Annotated in this window: 15 protein-coding genes; 10 read left to right on the forward strand and 5 right to left on the reverse strand. The window is 59.7% G+C overall.

All coding sequences use genetic code 11. The features are described from left to right. Positions 1 to 25: 25 nt before the first annotated feature. Positions 26 to 1,051, reverse strand: a complete 1,026-nt coding sequence (locus IEQ42_RS12560) for a LysM peptidoglycan-binding domain-containing protein (protein WP_210703760.1) — start codon at positions 1,049 to 1,051, stop codon at positions 26 to 28. A gap of 159 nt (positions 1,052 to 1,210) precedes the next feature. Here IEQ42_RS12560 and def point away from each other — a divergent pair, with 159 nt between their 5' ends. The 5 genes from def to IEQ42_RS12585 all read left to right on the forward strand — a co-directional run bounded on the left by def (position 1,211) and on the right by IEQ42_RS12585 (position 5,937). Next, positions 1,211 to 1,717 (forward strand): peptide deformylase, encoded by a 507-nt coding sequence (gene def / locus IEQ42_RS12565; RefSeq protein ID WP_042556915.1) that lies wholly within the window; start codon positions 1,211 to 1,213, stop codon positions 1,715 to 1,717. Between the two features lie 71 nt (positions 1,718 to 1,788). After that, entirely contained in the window at positions 1,789 to 2,748 is a 960-nt protein-coding gene (gene fmt / locus IEQ42_RS12570; protein WP_150688247.1) for a methionyl-tRNA formyltransferase, read from the forward strand. Further along, positions 2,745 to 4,055, forward strand: a complete 1,311-nt coding sequence (rsmB, locus tag IEQ42_RS12575) for a 16S rRNA (cytosine(967)-C(5))-methyltransferase RsmB (protein WP_210703761.1) — start codon at positions 2,745 to 2,747, stop codon at positions 4,053 to 4,055. The genes fmt and rsmB overlap by 4 nt, the downstream gene beginning before the upstream one ends. 22 nt (positions 4,056 to 4,077) lie before the next feature. Then, on the forward strand, positions 4,078 to 5,454 hold the full coding sequence (gene trkA, locus IEQ42_RS12580) for a Trk system potassium transporter TrkA (RefSeq protein WP_042556912.1): 1,377 nt from the start codon (positions 4,078 to 4,080) through the stop codon (positions 5,452 to 5,454). 168 nt (positions 5,455 to 5,622) lie between these two features. Next, complete coding sequence (locus IEQ42_RS12585; RefSeq protein ID WP_210703762.1) at positions 5,623 to 5,937, forward strand: tetratricopeptide repeat protein; 315 nt, start codon at positions 5,623 to 5,625, stop codon at positions 5,935 to 5,937. 15 nt (positions 5,938 to 5,952) lie between these two features. On the opposite strand, the gene IEQ42_RS12590 is transcribed toward IEQ42_RS12585, so the two are convergent. The 3 genes from IEQ42_RS12590 to tag all read right to left on the reverse strand — a co-directional run bounded on the left by IEQ42_RS12590 (position 5,953) and on the right by tag (position 7,799). After that, positions 5,953 to 6,192 carry a PilZ domain-containing protein gene (locus tag IEQ42_RS12590; RefSeq protein ID WP_042561928.1) on the reverse strand — a complete coding sequence of 80 codons (240 nt, stop codon included), beginning with the start codon at positions 6,190 to 6,192 and terminating at the stop codon, positions 5,953 to 5,955. A gap of 121 nt (positions 6,193 to 6,313) precedes the next feature. After that, positions 6,314 to 7,201, reverse strand: coding sequence for a lysophospholipid acyltransferase (locus IEQ42_RS12595; RefSeq protein WP_064389687.1), 888 nt, complete (start codon positions 7,199 to 7,201; stop codon positions 6,314 to 6,316). Positions 7,202 to 7,241: 40 nt separating this feature from the next. Next, complete coding sequence (gene tag / locus IEQ42_RS12600) at positions 7,242 to 7,799, reverse strand: DNA-3-methyladenine glycosylase I (protein WP_210703763.1); 558 nt, start codon at positions 7,797 to 7,799, stop codon at positions 7,242 to 7,244. Positions 7,800 to 7,880: 81 nt separating this feature from the next. On the opposite strand from tag, the gene glyQ reads away from it, so the two are divergent. The 4 genes from glyQ to IEQ42_RS12620 all read left to right on the forward strand — a co-directional run bounded on the left by glyQ (position 7,881) and on the right by IEQ42_RS12620 (position 12,292). Further along, positions 7,881 to 8,834, forward strand: coding sequence for a glycine--tRNA ligase subunit alpha (glyQ, locus tag IEQ42_RS12605; protein WP_025112261.1), 954 nt, complete (start codon positions 7,881 to 7,883; stop codon positions 8,832 to 8,834). Continuing rightward, positions 8,831 to 10,885: a glycine--tRNA ligase subunit beta gene (gene glyS / locus IEQ42_RS12610; RefSeq protein WP_210703764.1), complete on the forward strand. Its 2,055-nt coding sequence runs from the start codon at positions 8,831 to 8,833 to the stop codon at positions 10,883 to 10,885. The genes glyQ and glyS overlap by 4 nt, the downstream gene beginning before the upstream one ends. Before the next feature lie 4 nt (positions 10,886 to 10,889). Next, complete coding sequence (gene gmhB, locus IEQ42_RS12615) at positions 10,890 to 11,429, forward strand: D-glycero-beta-D-manno-heptose 1,7-bisphosphate 7-phosphatase (protein WP_210703765.1); 540 nt, start codon at positions 10,890 to 10,892, stop codon at positions 11,427 to 11,429. An 83-nt stretch (positions 11,430 to 11,512) separates the two neighbouring features. Then, positions 11,513 to 12,292, forward strand: coding sequence for a lysophospholipid acyltransferase family protein (locus IEQ42_RS12620; protein WP_210623293.1), 780 nt, complete (start codon positions 11,513 to 11,515; stop codon positions 12,290 to 12,292). Positions 12,293 to 12,460: 168 nt separating this feature from the next. Here the strand turns inward: IEQ42_RS12620 and IEQ42_RS12625 are convergent, their stop codons facing one another. Further along, positions 12,461 to 13,993, reverse strand: coding sequence for a sensor histidine kinase (locus IEQ42_RS12625; protein ID WP_210703766.1), 1,533 nt, complete (start codon positions 13,991 to 13,993; stop codon positions 12,461 to 12,463). 168 nt (positions 13,994 to 14,161) lie between these two features. On the opposite strand from IEQ42_RS12625, the gene IEQ42_RS12630 reads away from it, so the two are divergent. Beyond that, positions 14,162 to 14,881, forward strand: a complete 720-nt coding sequence (locus tag IEQ42_RS12630) for a response regulator transcription factor (RefSeq protein WP_210703767.1) — start codon at positions 14,162 to 14,164, stop codon at positions 14,879 to 14,881. Positions 14,882 to 14,943: the final 62 nt, after the last annotated feature.

Here is a 14,943-nt window from a genome sequence, read left to right on the forward strand (position 1 = left end):
CTCTGTTGGTAACTTGTTAAGCACGCTACGGATTTCGCACCTTGTCGAGCACCGCCAATGAGCGCGATGCGTTAAGGACGAGGCCGTAGCTGAGTTTGTCGTAGGTGCGGAACACCATCAGTAATCCGGCGCGTTCGTCGGGGATTTTCAGTGGCTGACCGGTGATCCGGTCACGCACGGTTTCGCCGGTTTTCATCACCACCAGCACATTGCCTTCAGTCAGGCCGTCACGCTTGCCCTTGTTCAGGGTGACCACGTCCATTGCGCCAATCTGGGTGACACCGCGAGGTACGTCGATGATCACGCCGTTGATGTTGCTGGTCGGCGCGCTGGGCATGAAGGTCGAGTTGATCGAGCGCTCTTCGCCGCTGAACAAGCGGTCGCCGAGGCGTACTTCCTGTGTGGTGCGTTGCAGGGCGAGGGTGGCGACATCGCCCTCGGTGGCAACGATTTCTCCGCCACCAATGTCATCGGCGTTGATTCCGAGAAACTCCTTGGTCTGCGGATCGGTGTAAATCTTGCCCTGTCGAAAGATGCCGTACACCGGCTGATCCGGGTCGAAGTGGCCACGTGCGAAAATGCGGTCGCCGGTACCGCTGAGCACCCGTTCGGCATCGCCGGCGACGATGTACGGCGCGTTGTCGAAGTCTTCGGCCTTGTCGACGATGCGATTGCTCAACAGAAAGCTGTTGATGGATTTGAGCGGAATGCTCGGAATCGCCTCGGCCACCGGGCTGGTGCGAATGCGTGGGGAGAGCTTGATGGTGCCGCGCGATTCGCCGCGATTGAGGGTCAGGCGTGGCTGGCCGTTGACGTAACTGAGCGTCAGCGTGTCGCCGGGGTAGATCAGGTTGGGGTTCTCGATCTGCGGATTGGCCCGCCACAGTTGTGGCCACTGCCAGGGCTCGCGCAGGTATTTGCCGGAAATGTCCCAGAGTGTGTCCCCCGAAACCACCGTGTATTGCTGTGGAAAACCATCCCTGAGTTGCACTTGCCCGTGCGCCGCGCCAGCCGAAGCCAACAGCAGCAGGGCGAGTAGTGTTTTCCTCATGCAGTGAATCCCTTTATCATGTGCGCTCGCGTGAATCGTCAGAGCCCCCGTGGCTCGCTTGGGCAAAATGCACAAGCTACGCTTCACAACGGTAGCCTGCATCTTCGGACCTGCCAGGCCATCGACCCGACTTTACTCAACACGTGCAGCAATCAGCCTATGGCCATTTTAAACATCCTCGAATTCCCGGACCCGCGTCTGCGTACTATCGCCAAGCCTGTGGCTGTAGTGGACGACGAAGTGCGTCAGTTGGTCGATGACATGTTTGAAACAATGTATGAAGCGCCGGGCATCGGCCTCGCCGCGACCCAGGTCAACGTGCACAAACGTATCGTCGTGATGGACCTTTCCGAAGACCGCTCCGAGCCGCGGGTATTCATCAACCCCGAGTTCGAATCGCTGACCGAAGAAATGGATCAGTATCAGGAAGGCTGCCTTTCGGTGCCCGGCTTCTACGAAAACGTCGACCGTCCGCAGAAGGTCAGGATCAAGGCGCTGGACCGCGACGGCAAGCCCTATGAACTGATTGCCGAAGGCCTGCTCGCCGTGTGCATCCAGCACGAATGCGACCACCTCAACGGCAAATTGTTCGTCGATTACCTGTCCACGCTCAAACGCGACCGGATCAAGAAGAAACTGGAAAAGCTCCATCGCCAGAACGCTTGATGCCCTCCTTCAAAGGCTTGCTGCGGCAAGCCTTTTTCTTTTTATGAAGCTTTGCCATAGAGAGCCATTCAATGACTGAGCCACTGCGCATCGTTTTTGCCGGTACTCCGGAATTCGCCGCCGAGCACCTCAAGGCCCTGCTGAGCAGCCCTTACGAGATCGTTGCGGTCTACACCCAACCGGATCGTCCAGCCGGTCGCGGGCAAAAACTGATGCCGAGCCCGGTTAAACAGCTGGCGCTGGAAAATAATATCCAGGTGTTGCAGCCGCCGACCTTGCGCAACGCTGACGCACAAGCCGAGCTCGCGGCGCTGAAGCCGGATTTGATGGTGGTGGTCGCCTACGGTCTGATCCTGCCGCAAGTGGTGCTCGATATTCCGCGTCTGGGCTGCATCAACAGCCATGCATCCTTGCTGCCACGCTGGCGCGGAGCGGCGCCGATTCAGCGTGCCGTCGAAGCGGGCGATGCCGAAAGCGGCGTGACCGTGATGCGCATGGAAGCCGGCCTCGACACCGGGCCGATGCTGCTCAAGGTCGTCACGCCGATCACCGGCGAAGACACCGGCGGCACGCTGCACGACCGTCTTGCCGAGATGGGCCCGCCGGCCGTGGTGCAGGCGATTGCCGGTCTGGCGGCTGGCACTCTTGAGGGCGAAGTGCAGAACGACGACCTCGCCACCTACGCGCACAAATTGAACAAGGACGAAGCACGCATCGACTGGAGCCGTCCGGCCATTGAGCTGGAACGACTGGTGCGCGCCTTCAACCCATGGCCGATCACCCACAGCACCCTCAACGGTGAAGCGCTGAAAGTGCTGGCGGCAACACTTGCCGACGGTAAAGGCGCACCGGGTGAAATCCTCAGCGCCAGCAAGGACGGCCTGATCGTCGCTTGCGGCGAACAGGCGCTGTGCCTGACCCGTCTGCAATTGCCCGGCGGCAAGGCGCTGAATTTCAGCGACCTGTTCAACAGCCGTCGTGAAAAATTCGCCGTCGGCACCCTTCTTGGCGCAGCGGTGGACGCGCAATGAACCCTCGTCTGGCCGCCGCCAAGGCTCTCGCCGCCGTACTGAGCGGCAAAGCCTCGCTCAACAGTTCTCTGCCGACGCAATTGGACAAGGTCGAGGATCGCGATCGCGGTTTCACTCAGGATCTGGCGTTCGGCACCGCGCGCTGGCAGCCACGGCTGTCGGCACTGGCGGAAAAACTCCTGCAGAAGCCGTTCAAGACTGCGGATGCCGATGTCGAGGCGTTGCTGCTGGTTGGCCTCTATCAGTTGCTCTACACCCGCGTTCCGGCCCACGCAGCCATCGGTGAAACCGTCGGTTGCGCCGACAAGCTGAAAAAGCCTTGGGCCAAGGGCCTGCTCAATGCCGTATTGCGCAATGCCCAGCGTGAAAGCGAAACGATTTTCGCCGAGCTGGAACGCGATCCAGTGGTACGCACTGCTCACCCACGCTGGCTGCAAAAATCCCTGAAGGCCTTCTGGCCAGAACAGTGGGAAGCGATCTGCGAAGCGAACAACGCGCATCCGCCGATGATCCTGCGGGTCAACCGTCGCCATCACAGCCGCGACGCCTACCTCGGTCTCCTGACTGCGGCCGGTATCGTCGCAACGCCGTGTGTCTTCAGCCGCGACGGCATCATTCTTGAAGCCGCTGCCGATGTCCGCAGCCTACCGGGGTTCGCCGAAGGCTGGATCAGCGTGCAGGACGAAGCCGCTCAACTGGCCGCCGATCTGCTCGATCTGGCGCCGGGCCAACGCGTGCTCGACGCCTGTTGTGCTCCGGGCGGCAAGACCTGCCACATCCTCGAAGCCGAGCCCGCACTGGCCGGTGTGGTGGCGGTGGATCTGGAAGCCAAGCGCCTGGTGCGCGTGCGAGAAAACCTCGAACGCCTCGGTTTGAGCGCAGAGCTGATCGCCGCTGACGGTCGTGATATCGAGAAGTGGTGGGATGGCAAACCGTTCCAGCGCATCCTGCTCGACGCACCGTGCTCGGCCACCGGCGTGATCCGCCGTCATCCGGACATCAAGCTGACCCGTCAGCCCGACGACATCGTCGCCCTCGCGCAACTGCAAGGCGAGTTGCTCGACGCGATGTGGAAAACCCTCGAAGTCGGCGGCATCCTGCTTTACGCCACCTGCTCGACACTGCCGACCGAGAACACCGAAGTCATCGCCGCGTTCCTCGAGCGCACCCCTGGCGCACGCGAGCTGGACCTGGCCACGAGTGCCGGGATCAAGCAGCCCCACGGTCGCCAACTGCTGGCCCAGCAGGGCGGGCATGACGGGTTCTACTACGCCAAACTGATCAAGATCGCTGCCGCACGCGGCTAAACGGATTCATTGGAGTGACTGGATGAAAATCATCATCCTTGGTGCAGGACAGGTCGGCGGTTCGCTGGCTGAACACTTGGCGAGCGAAGCCAACGACATTACCGTGGTCGACACCGATGGCGAGCGCTTGCGCGACCTCGGCGATCGCCTCGACATCCGCACCGTGCAGGGCCGTGGCTCGCTGCCATCGGTGCTGCGCCAGGCCGGCGCCGACGACGCCGACATGCTGGTGGCCGTGACCAACAGCGACGAAACCAACATGGTCGCCTGTCAGGTCGCCCACACGTTGTTCCACACCCCGACCAAGATCGCCCGGGTGCGCGAAGCGTCCTATCTGAACCGCGAAGAGCAGCTGTTCCAGAACGAAGCCATTCCGGTCGACGTGCTGATCAGTCCCGAGCAAGTAGTGACCAACTACATCAAGCGTCTGATCCAGCATCCCGGCGCTTTGCAGGTGATCGACTTTGCCGAAGGCAAGGCGCAACTGGTGGCTGTGCGCGCCTACTACGGCGGGCCGTTGGTGGGTCAGCAACTGCGGCAATTGCGCGAGCACATGCCGAATGTCGAGACCCGCGTTGCAGCGATTTTCCGCCGCGACCGACCGATTTTGCCGCAAGGCAATACGGTGATCGAAGCCGATGACGAAGTCTTCTTCATCGCCGCGCGTGAGGATATTCGCGCAGTGATGAGCGAAATGCGCCGTCTCGACGAGACCTACAAGCGCATCGTCATCGCCGGCGGCGGGCAGATCGGCGAGCGGCTGGCCGAAGCCATTGAAAGCCGTTATCAGGTGAAGATCATCGAGATGAACCCGGCACGCTGCCGCTATCTCTCCGACACCCTCGACAGCACCGTGGTGCTACAGGGCAGCGCGTCGGATCGCGATTTGCTGATGGAAGAGAACATCGCCGACGCGGATATTTTCCTCGCACTGACCAATGACGACGAAGCCAACATCATGTCGTCGCTGCTGGCCAAACGGCTGGGGGCGAAGAAGGTGATGACGATCATCAACAACCCGGCTTACGTCGACTTGATCCAGGGCGGCGACATCGACATCGCCATCAGCCCGCAACTGGCGACCATCGGCACGCTGCTGGCCCACGTGCGCCGTGGCGATATCGTCAGCGTGCATTCATTGCGGCGCGGTGCGGCGGAAGCGATCGAGGCGATTGCCCACGGCGATGCCAAGTCGAGCAAGGTCATTGGCAAGCCCATCGAGAAAATCGGCCTGCCGCCGGGCACCACTATCGGCGCGGTGATCCGCAATGATCAGGTGATCATTGCCCACGACGATACGGTGATCGAAGCGGGCGACCATGTGATTCTGTTCCTTGTGGATAAAAAACATATTCGTGATGTGGAGAAGCTGTTCCATGTGGGGTTGAGCTTTTTCTGATCCGGATTATCTGGTGATCGGACTGGCCCTATCGCTGGCAAGCCAGCTCCCACAGGTTTTTGGGTTGTTCATGGATAGGATGTACATCCGAGAACCCTGTGGGAGCTGGCTTGCCGGCGAGGGCAGCGCCACAAATCTTCACTGACACACCACCAAAGGACTCCACCCATGCTCGAATCCCTGGAAAAAATGCTCGCCAAGGGTGTGGATAACTCCCTGCTGCGCTTCGGTCTGGGCAAGGGTTACCTGGATCTTGGGGAAAACGCCAAGGCCGCCGAGCATTTCCAGCGCTGCGTCGGCTTCGATCCGAAATACTCGGCAGCTTGGAAACTGTTGGGCAAGGCGCAATTGGCGCAGGGCGATCACGCTGCCGCGCGCCATGCGTGGGAACACGGTCTGGAAGCCGCCCGCGCTCACGGCGACAAGCAGGCCGAGAAAGAGATGACGGTGTTTTTGAAGAAGCTTGATCGTCAGGCGCAGTAGATCAGCGGATCTTGTTCACAAGTAACGAAGACCGATGCCCTCGGCATCCACCGTCACCACTTCCATCCGCACTCGCGGCGCGCCTGTGGGTAAATCCTGCACCTGGCCATAGACCACCGCGCCTTTGGGCAACGATGCGAGGCGCGGATGCTGGACATAGACGCCGGTGGGCGACAGATTGCGGGTCTGGCCGAGGCAATCGCCGAAGCTGTCGTGGCTGATCTTGATGCGGAATGATTTGCGGTGTTCGGACATCTTCATGCGCCCTTCGCTGAACTTCTTTTGTGGATAACGGGAAGAAGATCGAACGATCGTCCGATCACCTCCCGAACCTGCGGCAACGCCTACACGTTATCCACAGAGTGTGCCAAGTCGGTCAATACCAGCGTTCTTCGCCCGGTGGACGCTTCTTGAAACGCTTCATGCTCCACATGTACTGGCTTGGATACGCCGCCACGTAACGCTCGACGACTTTACTCATGGCAGCGCAGGACTCGGCGGTATCGGTGCTGTACATGGCCTCTGGCGCGGCTTCGAGGATCACTTTATAGCCGGAGCCATCGGGCAGACGCAGCGCATGCAGAAACACGCCAACGGCTTTGCCGCCGGCCAACATGTTCGGTACGAATTTGCTGGTCAGCGCCTGCGTGGCGAAGAAGGGTACGAAGATCCCCGCTGATTCGGCCGGTTCCGGGTCAGCGGGAATGCCCACTGCACCACCTTTGCGCACTTCCTTGATGACACTGAGAATGCCTTCCTTGGTTGACGCAGCGACTTTGTTGCCCAGTTGTACGCGCTGCTTGCGCAGCAACTCATCCACAGCCTTGAGCTTGGGTGGACGGTAGAAAATGATCGGTTTGCACTGGCTGCAATAGAAGTGGTTGAGCACTTCCCAGTTGCCCAGGTGACTAGTGATGCCCACAACGCCTTTGCCCGAGGCCAGTGCGTCCTTGAGGATGTCCAGACCTTCGACTTCGCGCACCAGGTCGATGGAGCGCTGGGCCGGCCAGATCCAGGCGCAGGCGCTTTCGGTCAGGGACTTGCCGATGTCTTTCAGACTCTGCCCGACCAGACGCTCGCGCTCGGCCGGGTCCATCTGTGGAAAACATTTAGCGAGGTTGATCCGCACTACATCGCGGGAGCGGTTGGGGGTTTTCCACATGATCCAGCCAATTGCCGAACCCACGGCCTGCACCGCCCGCCATGGCAGCAGGGCAAACAGCCGCAGAGCGCCTACCAGCAAGGCGCCTTTAAACTTTTCCACAGGTCACTCCTGATCTTGTGCTGTGCGCGAGGCGGCCATTCTAACCGCCGTTGACGAGCTGCGCGTAGCGGTCGCAGTCGCGGGTGTGATCCATGACCATGCCCGAGGCCTGCATCATCGCGTAGCAAATGGTCGGACCGACGAACGTGAAGCCAGCCTTTTTCAAGCCTTTGCTCATCGCCAGCGCTTCGGGGGTGATTGCCGGGACTTCGCTGCGATCCTTGAAATGATTGATGATCGGTTGGCCGCCGACAAACGACCAGAGGAACGCCACCGGATCTTCCAGCGCCAGCCAGGCCTGGGCATTACGCCGGGCGGCATTGAGTTTGAGACGGTTGCGGATGATCCCAGGATCGAGCATCAATTCTTCGATTTCGGCGTCACTCATCTGCGCAACACGCTGCACATCAAAGCCGAACAACACCTCACGATAGCGCTCGCGTTTGCGCAACACGGTGATCCAGGAAAGCCCGGCCTGGAACCCTTCGAGCAAAAGCAACTCGAACAAACCCTGCGCATCGCGTAGCGGCGTGCCCCACTCCTGATCGTGATAAGCCATGTACAGCGGATCTTCGGTACACCAAAAGCAGCGTGGCATAAGGCTCCAGGGGGTGGAGGTGCGACTGAATCGGGTATACTCCCGCTCTTTAAATCGCAGCCCAAGAAACAGGTGAATTTCGTGAGCCAGCCTACGCCAGCCGTGCGTACCTTCCAAGACTTGATCCTCGCGCTCCAGCAATACTGGGCCGAGCAAGGTTGTGTGGTACTTCAGCCCTACGATATGGAAGTAGGCGCCGGCACTTTCCACACCGCGACCTTCCTGCGCGCCATCGGCCCGGAAACCTGGAACGCCGCCTACGTGCAGCCAAGCCGCCGTCCGACTGACGGCCGTTACGGCGAAAACCCGAACCGTCTGCAGCACTACTATCAGTTTCAGGTAGTCCTGAAGCCGAACCCGGACAACTTTCAGGAACTGTACCTGGGCTCCCTCAAGCATGTCGGCCTGGACCCGTTGGTTCACGACATTCGCTTCGTCGAAGACAACTGGGAATCGCCGACCCTCGGCGCCTGGGGTCTGGGCTGGGAAGTCTGGCTGAACGGCATGGAAGTGACTCAGTTCACTTACTTCCAGCAAGCGGGCGGCATCGAGTGCTACCCGGTGACCGGCGAAATCACCTACGGTCTCGAGCGTCTGGCCATGTACCTGCAGGGCGTGGATTCGGTCTACGACCTGGTCTGGGCTGACGGCCCGATGGGCAAAGTCACCTACGGCGATGTGTTCCACCAGAACGAAGTGGAGCAATCCACCTATAACTTCGAACACGCCAACGTCGACAAACTGTTCGAACTGTTCGACTTCTATGAAAGCGAAGCCAAGCGCCTGATCGAACTCGACCAGCCGTTGCCGCTGCCGAGCTACGAAATGGTCCTGAAGGCCTCGCACACCTTCAACCTGCTGGATGCGCGCCGGGCAATCTCGGTGACCGCGCGTCAGCAATACATCCTGCGCGTACGCACCCTGGCGCGTTCCGTTGCGCAAGCCTACCTGCTGGCGCGCGCCAAGCTGGGCTTCCCGATGGCGACCCCGGACCTGCGTGACGAAGTACTGGCCAAGCTGGAGGCTGCACAATGAGTGCGCAAGATTTTCTGGTTGAACTGGGCACCGAAGAACTGCCACCCAAAGCGCTGAACACTTTGGCTGACGCGTTCCTCGCCGGTATCGACAAGGGCCTGCAAGCTGCCGGCCTGAGCTATGAAGCAAAAACCGTCTACGCCGCGCCGCGTCGTCTGGCTGTGTTGATTACCGCGCTGGCCACCCAGCAACCGGATCGCAGCATCAACCTCGACGGCCCGCCACGTCAGGCGGCTTTCGATGCCGAAGGCAATCCGACCCAGGCAGCGTTGGGCTTCGCCAAGAAGTGCGGCGTCGACCTGAGCGAGATCGATCAGAGCGGCCCGAAACTGCGTTACAGCCAGAGCATCGCCGGCAAGCCGACCGCGAGCCTGCTGCCGACCATCGTCGAAGATTCGCTGAACGACCTGCCGATCCCGAAACGCATGCGTTGGGGTGCACGCAAAGAAGAATTCGTGCGTCCGACCCAATGGCTGGTGATGCTGCTCGGTGACCAGGTCATCGACTGCACCATCCTCGCGCAGAAGGCTGGCCGTGACTCCCGTGGCCACCGCTTCCACCACCCGGAAAACGTGCGCATCGGTTCGCCGGCAAGCTACCTGTCCGACCTGCGTGCCGCTTATGTTCTGGCCGACGCCAACGAGCGTCGCGAGATCATCAGCAAGCGCACTGAAGAGCTGGCGACCCGTCAGGAAGGCACTGCAATCGTTCCGCCAGCGCTGCTCGACGAAGTGACCGCGCTGGTTGAATGGCCGGTGCCGCTGGTGTGCTCGTTCGAGGAACGTTTCCTCGACGTGTCGCAAGAAGCACTGATCACCACCATGCAGGACAACCAGAAGTACTTCTGCCTGCTGGATGCCGACGGCAAGTTGCTGCCTCGTTTCATTACCGTGGCCAACATCGAAAGCAAAGACCCGCAGCAGATCATCGCCGGTAACGAGAAAGTGGTTCGCCCACGCCTGACCGACGCCGAGTTCTTCTTCAAGCAAGACAAGAAGCAGAAGCTCGAAGTGTTCAACGATCGCCTGAAGAACGTGGTGTTCCAGGAAAAACTCGGCAGCGTCTATGACAAGGCCGAGCGCGTATCGAAACTGGCGGCTTACATCGCCGCACGCATCGGCGGCAACGCTTCGTGGGCTGCCCGCGCAGGCTTGCTGTCGAAGTGCGACCTGTCCACCGAAATGGTCGGCGAGTTCCCGGAGATGCAAGGTGTCGCCGGCTACTACTACGCCCTCAATGACGGCGAGCCGCAAGACGTCGCGCTGGCGCTGAACGAGCAGTACATGCCGCGCGGTGCCGGTGCTGAACTGCCTGCGACCCTGACCGGTGCAGCCGTCGCCATTGCCGACAAGCTCGACACACTGGTCGGCATCTTCGGTATCGGCATGCTGCCAACCGGCAGCAAAGACCCGTATGCCCTGCGCCGTGCGGCACTGGGCGTGCTGCGTATCCTGATCGAGAAAAAACTCGATCTCGATCTGAACGACGCCGTGGCTTTCGCCGTGAATGCGTTCGGTCCCAAGGTCAAGGCTGCTGGTCTTAACGAAGCGGTGCTGGAATTCATCTTCGACCGTCTGCGTGCGCGTTACGAAGACGAAGGCGTCGATGTTGCCACTTACCTGTCGGTACGTGCCCTGAAGCCGGGTTCGGCGCTGGACTTCGACCAGCGTGTGCAAGCGGTGCAGGCCTTCCGCAAACTGCCGGAAGCGGCAGCGTTGGCGGCGGTGAACAAGCGGGTTTCCAACCTGCTGAGCAAAGTTGAAGGCGCCGTGCCAAGCGTGGTTGAAGCCAAGTACTTCGACAATGCCAACGAGTTCTCGCTGTACTCGGCGATCCAGCAAGCGGATCAGGCTGTGCAGCCAATGGCTGCGGCGCGTCAGTACAACGAATCGCTGGCACGCCTTGCAGCATTGCGCGAGCCGGTAGATGCGTTCTTCGACGCGGTGATGGTCAATGCCGAAGACGCCAAAGTGCGGGCCAACCGTTACGCGCTGCTGGCGCGTCTGCGTGGCCTGTTCCTGGGTGTTGCCGACATTTCGCTGCTGGGTTGAGGGATTGCTGTTGAAACTGCTGATTCTCGATCGGGACGGAGTGATCAATTACGACTCCGACGCTTACATCAAGTCGGTGGAGGAGTGGATTCCTTTGCCCGGCTCGATCGAGGCGATTGCGCAGTTGAGCAAGGCCGGCTGGACGGTGGCGGTTGCCACTAACCAGTCGGGCATTGCTCGCGGCTACTACGACCTCGCTACCCTCGACGCCATGCACGCGCGTTTGCGCGCATTAGTGGCGGAGCAGGGCGGTGAAGTCGGGCTGATCGTGTACTGCCCGCATGGGCCGGACGAGGGTTGCGATTGCCGTAAACCGAAACCGGGCATGTTGAAAACCATCGCGGCGCATTACCACGTCGAACTGAACAATGTCTGGTTCGTCGGCGACAGCCTTGGTGACCTGGAGGCCGCCAAAGCCGTCGATTCACAGCCAGTTTTGGTAAAGACCGGAAAAGGCGAAAAGACTCAGGGTAAAACCCTGCCGGTTGGCACTCTGATTTTTGACGATCTGGCGGCGATTGCCGCAGAACTTATCCACAACTAGAGTACTTCTGAAATTCCTGACCAGGGATTGATCGGGAGTGCGCTTGAACAGACGGGCATTGCCCCGTAACGGTAAACGTCGCCATGTCGATACTGCGGGCCTTCAGAATCTTTCTCTTTTACCTGCTGCTGGGCACCACCTCCTTACTGTGGTGCAGCCTGAGCTTTTTTATCGCGCCCTTTTTGCCATTCAAGGCGCGCTATCGCTTCATCAACGTGTACTGGTGCCGTTGCGCCTTGTGGTTGAGCAAGGTGTTCCTGGGTATCCGTTACGAAATCAAAGGCGCGGAAAATGTGCCAGACCGGCCCTGCGTGATTCAATCGAACCACCAGAGCACTTGGGAGACGTTTTTCCTCTCCGCTTATTTCTCGCCTTTGAGCCAGGTGCTCAAGCGCGAATTGCTGTTCGTGCCATTCTTCGGCTGGGCCATGGCCATGCTGCGACCGATCGCGATTGATCGCGACAACCCGAAAGCTGCGCTCAAGCAAGTCGCGGCGAAAGGCGATGAGCTGCTCAAAGACAATGTCTGGGTGCTGATCTTTCCGGAAGGCACTCGCGTCCCCTACGGCACTGTCGGAAAATTCTCCCGCAGTGGCAGCGCTTTGGCGGTGAATGCCGAGCTTCCGGTACTGCCGATTGCACACAATGCCGGCAAATTCTGGCCGAAAACCGGTTGGGCCAAAAAGCCTGGAGTGATCACTGTGGTCATTGGCGAACCGATGTACGCCGAAGGTACTGGGCCGCGAGCCATTGCAGCATTGAACGACCGGGTGCAAGCCTGGAACGAGCAGACGCAACGGGAAATGGGTTCATTGCCACCTGCGCCACAGGCACCCGCTGAAAGTGGTCAGATCGCTGTCTGAGATTTTGTGGATAACCTGTGTACGCTTTTGTTGAAAAAGCTTGAATATTAGATATAACCTACTGATTTACTTATATATTTCTCAAGCTCATAAAACGCCGTAAAAGGTGCATAAGTTTTTTTTGGATGTAAAAAAACCGGCTGATATAGCCGGTTTTTTTGTGCCTGTTCATTCAATGACCAACGGTAACTCAAGCCTGAACGTCGTACCTTGATCGACCACACTACGGCATTCGATTCTGCCGCCATGGTGATCGACCACGGCTTTCACCATCGACAGGCCCAGACCAACGCCATCAATGCCCTGAGCCGAGGAAAATCGCCGGTATTGGCTGAACAGGTCGGGCAGTTCCTCGGCGGCAATGCCTTTGCCCTGATCAACAAGCTCGCAACGGAGCCAATCGTCCTGACACGTGACACGCAACTGAATCGTGGTGTCAGCCGGGCTGTACTTGATGGCGTTTTCCAGCAGATTGAACAACGCACGAGTCAGCAGGCCCTGGTCAGCAGACACCAGCCGTTCCTGGGACTGCTCGTCCATGTCGTGCAGCAGTTCGATGCGTTTCTGCTGAGCGATCGGCAAGGCCTGATCGAGCACGTCCAGCACCAGCATCCCAAACAACGTCGGCTGGAACTGATACGTTTCGGATTCAGCCCTCGCCAACAACACAAAGCCATCGGTCAGATCCAGAGCGCGGTGAACCTGACGCTCGATCTGTTCGAACAATGGCGCATCCGCCCCGGCCTGATGACGATGAACGTCAAGCAGAGCGAGGATCGCCGAATGCGGCGCACGAAGATCATGGGAGAGGAAGCGCAGCAAGACGCCGCGTTGTTCCTCGGCGGCGCGCTCGGCACTCAGGTCGGTCAAACTCAGCAACCAGCCGATTGGGGTGTCACCATCCACCGGCAGCAACGCAGCGCGCTCAAGGCGCAGGCTGCGCTCCTTGTGATCACGAAATTCCAGCAACGGCAGTGCGGATAACAGAGGACGCGGGGCTGTGGACAACTCTGGATATCCGAGCAGCGCCAACTGATCGAGAACGTCGTCACCCACCAAAGCATGATCGAACAGCTGGCGAGCCTTGCGATTGCCCAAAAGGATCTGGCCCTTGGGATCGCTGATGAGCGTGGCGACGGGTAGATATTCCAGACCGTCAGCGATAAAGCGCCGGGTATCGCGGGTACGACTCATGGCTTGTTCGAGCGCCATGATCTGGCGCTGCAAGTGATCAGCGCCGGTGAACTGCGCGCGGCGGCGTTCGGGAAAGACTTTCGGTTCGCTGTCCAGCCGCGCCAGCTCCCAACCGAAGTACGTCAGCACCACACTCAGGCGTCGCCAGTTCCAGATCAAATAGCCGAACAACATGCCCAGCATCGCTGGCGTCGGCGACCACCACTCGCGGATTTCCGCCAGCCCGACGCTGGTCAGCAGTACGCCGGCCATGCCGATCAGCGTCATCCAAAGGGCCAGACGTGGACGCCATAACAGCAGCCCAAGAACGCAAGCCACCAGGCCCACCGAGAGCAATGCGCCAAGGCTCGGGGATGCGTCATTCAAATTGACCTGCGCTCTATACGATAACAGCGCAGTCAGTGGTAACAGCACTAGACTTATCCACAACCACTCGCGCACCAACTGGCGAAACAGTCGCTGCACCTGGCTCGGCTCTCGGCTTTCATGCCGTCTGCGGTCATTCATGGGAAAAAGGGCAGGGTGGTGTGAATGGTTTCATAGGTCACAGGTCTGATACTCGACCCGAAGAATCATAGCGGACGTCGACCAACGGCGGGCCGCTTACTTTCCTGAAGATCGCCGAACGACTATGGTTGACGCCCAACTGCCCCCAGCGACAAGGAACCCTCGCGTATGCGCGTTGCGATACTGGACGATGAACCCGCCGAACTGCGCCGGGTCGAGCAGACCCTGCAGCAAATGGCTGAAGCCGGAGAACAGCCTTGGTCGCTGCACAGCTTCGAGCACGGTGAAGACCTGTTGCGACAGCTGCGCCGGGAAACCTTCGACCTGTTGATCCTCGACTGGCAACTGCCCGACATCACCGGGCTGACCCTGTTGCGCTGGACCCGTGAACACATGGAGGCGCCACCGGCGGCGATCATGCTCACCAGCCGCGATGGCGAAAGCGATATCGTCCAGGCCCTGAATGCTGGTGCCGACGACTACGTCAGCAAACCGTTCCGGCCCAATGAACTGAAAGCCCGAGTCGCCGCAGTATTACGCCGGCACAGCCAGCCACGCAGCGCTGCAACCGAAGTGCTGAGCTTCAATGATCTGACCTTCGATGACGCCGAGTTGACGGTCACCCGTGAGGGCAAACCGATCGTCATGACCGAACGCGAATACCGCCTCGCACGATGCCTGTTCAGCAACCTCGGCCGACCGCTGTCGCGGGATTACCTGTATGAGCGCTTCTGGCCCCATGAAGAAGTCGCTTCATCGCGGCCCTTGGACACGCACATCTATCGACTGCGCAACAAGCTGGGGCTGACGGCGGATCGCGGCTGGCAGTTGTTGACGATTTATGGGTATGGGTATCGGCTGGAAAGTGTGGCGACGGCGCAAGAATAAGATCAAGGAGCCAAAAAAAAGGCCAACGCAAATGCGTTGGCCTTTTTTTGGTGCTGACCGGG

The sequence above is a fragment of the Pseudomonas iridis genome (assembly GCF_017980685.1).
Taxonomy (GTDB): domain Bacteria; phylum Pseudomonadota; class Gammaproteobacteria; order Pseudomonadales; family Pseudomonadaceae; genus Aquipseudomonas; species Aquipseudomonas iridis.